2 protein-coding genes and 1 pseudogene are annotated in these 2,388 nt (G+C 71.9%); 2 read left to right on the forward strand and 1 reads right to left on the reverse strand.

What is annotated here, in order from left to right; all coding sequences use genetic code 11:
* Positions 1 to 1,213 (reverse strand): AMP-binding protein (locus K6I34_RS35725; RefSeq protein WP_229332189.1); only part of this gene is annotated, 1,213 nt, incomplete at its 3' end.
* 152 nt (positions 1,214 to 1,365) lie between these two features.
* Here K6I34_RS35725 and K6I34_RS35730 point away from each other — a divergent pair.
* Both K6I34_RS35730 and K6I34_RS35735 read left to right on the forward strand, forming a co-directional pair.
* Complete coding sequence (locus tag K6I34_RS35730) at positions 1,366 to 2,172, forward strand: crotonase/enoyl-CoA hydratase family protein (protein ID WP_229332190.1); 807 nt, start codon at positions 1,366 to 1,368, stop codon at positions 2,170 to 2,172.
* Positions 2,173 to 2,190: 18 nt separating this feature from the next.
* Positions 2,191 to 2,388 (forward strand): annotated as a pseudogene (locus tag K6I34_RS35735) (DNA-binding protein); the annotation flags it as partial.

A 2,388-nucleotide genomic window follows, 5' to 3' on the forward strand; every position in this document is an offset into this window, starting at 1 on the left:
CCCGGAAGAACGTCTCCGCCGTCTTCACGGGGTCGTTGTGGTAGCCGAGCGGCACATGGCCCCGCTGGGCGACGCGCCCCACCTCCCCGGGGGCGACTGGCTCGTACGTCACGGGGTCGACCACGGCCGTATGGTCATTGACGAGCAGCCGCAACCCCGCACCCTCGGTCGCCGTCCCGTTGAACCCCGACTCCGACGACCCGAAGTTGTTCATCAGCGCGACATGCGGCAGGAGCGCCGCGAACTGCTGCCGCACCGCCTCCGACAGCACGGCCCCCGAACTGCTGACGCTGAGCAGCGACGAGCAGTCGGTATAACGCGCCGCCAGCGCGTCCAGCAGCGGCCGCAGCATCGCGTCACCGACCAGCGAGACACAGGTGACCCGCTCCTCGGCGACGGTCCGCAGTACCTCCTCCGGGACGAACCTCCGACGCAGCACCACCTTCTGGCCATAGTTGAACGCGATGAGCGCGGTGAGCGTGGACGTACCGTGCATGAGCGGCGCGGTCGGGAAGAAGACGAGCCCCTCGCCGCCCGCCGCGACACGCTCGGCGAGCTCTTCCGGTCGCCGCACCGGCTCGCCCGTGGGCGCCCCGCCGCCCAGCCCGGCGAAGAAGAGGTCCTCCTGCCGCCAGAGCACGCCCTTGGGCATGCCGGTGGTGCCACCGGTGTAGATGATGACCCGGTCGTCACCGGAGCGGGGCCCGAAATCCCTCCCCGGCGCACCCTCCGCCTCGGCATCCGCGAAAGCGACCGGTGGGATCCAGGGTTCGGGTTCGGACGCGCTCTCCGGCGGGTCGCCGACGCGCACAAGGTGCCGCAGCCCCTTCGCGCCGGGCAGCGCGGCGGCCACCCGCGCCGTGAACTCGGCGTCGAAGACCAGCGCGGCCAGGTCGGCATCTCGATAGAGATAAGTCAATTCATCCGCCACATAGCGGTAGTTGATGTTGACAGGCACCGCCCGCGCCTTCAGGCACGCGAAGAAGGTCTGGAGGTACTCGACGCCGTTGTACAGATGGAGCCCCACGTGCTCGCCGGGCCGGACGCCGCTCTCCCGCAGATGGTGGGCCAGCCGGTCGGCAGTCGCGTCGAGCTGCGCGTACGTCAGCCGTCGCGCCGGGCTGTCGCCCGGCCGCGGGACGTACACGAGGGCCTCCCTGCCGGGGACAGCATCGACGACCGACTCGAAGAGATCGGCGAGGTTCAGCTCCATGACTCCTCCTGCCTCTCCGTGTGACGAAGCATCAGATCTGACAGTCTGTCAGAAAACTCTTGAAGTGCCGCCGGAGGTCCGCCACCCTGTTCGCGTCGCGCCGTCCGCGTCGCGCTGTTCGTGCCGCGAACCCCGGACCGGAGGAGCTGGCCATGAACGGGACCGCACACCTGAAGACCGAACGCGTCGGCGCCACCCTGGTCCTCACCCTCGACCGGCCCGAGGCCAGGAACGCCCTCTCGCTGCCCATGCTCGTCGGGCTCCACGACGCCTGGACGGAGGCCGACGAAGACGACGGGATCCGCTCCGTCGTCCTCACCGGCGCGGGCGGCGCCTTCTGCTCGGGCATGGACCTCAAGGCCCTCGCGACAGGGGACCCGGCCGCAGCCGACGACACCTGCCGCGCCCGCCTGAAGGCCGACCCCGACCTGCACTGGAAGGCCATGCTCCGCCACCACCGGCCGCGCAAGCCCGTCATCGCCGCCGTCGAGGGCCCCTGCGTCGCGGGCGGCACGGAGATCCTCCAGGGCACCGACATCCGCGTCGCGGGAGAGAGCGCCACCTTCGGCCTCTTCGAGGTGCGGCGCGGCCTCTTCCCCGTCGGCGGCTCCACCGTCCGGCTCCCGCGCCAGATCCCGCGCACCCACGCCCTGGAGATGCTGCTCACCGGCCGCCCCTACACCGCGCGCGAGGCCGAGCGCATCGGCCTCGTCGGCCGCGTCGTGCCCGACGGCACCGCCCTGGCCGCGGCCCTGGAGACCGCCGAGCTGATCAACGCCAACGCGCCCCTCGCCGTGGAGGCCGTCAAGGCCAGCGCCTACGACACCGCCGGCCTCGCCGAACCGGAAGCCCTCGCCCTCGAACTCGAACGCGGCATGCCGGTCTTCGCCACCGACGACGCCAAGGAGGGCGCCCGCGCCTTCGCGGAGAAGCGCCCGCCCGTCTTCCGCCGCGCCTGAGGAGGGAGCGCCATGGCCATGCCCGGGCCCCTCACCGCCCCGCTCGTCGTCGAGTTCCCCTTCACCCGCTCCCTCGGCCCCGTCCGGAGCGCCTTCCTCACCGGCCTCCGCGAACGCGTCGTCCTCGGCGTACGCACCGGCGACGGACGCGTCCTCGTACCGCCCACCGAGTACGACCCCGGCACCGCCGACGAGCTCCGCGAACTCGTCGAGGTC

The organism is Streptomyces sp. UNOC14_S4, from assembly GCF_020740835.1.
Taxonomy (GTDB): Bacteria; Actinomycetota; Actinomycetes; order Streptomycetales; family Streptomycetaceae; genus Streptomyces.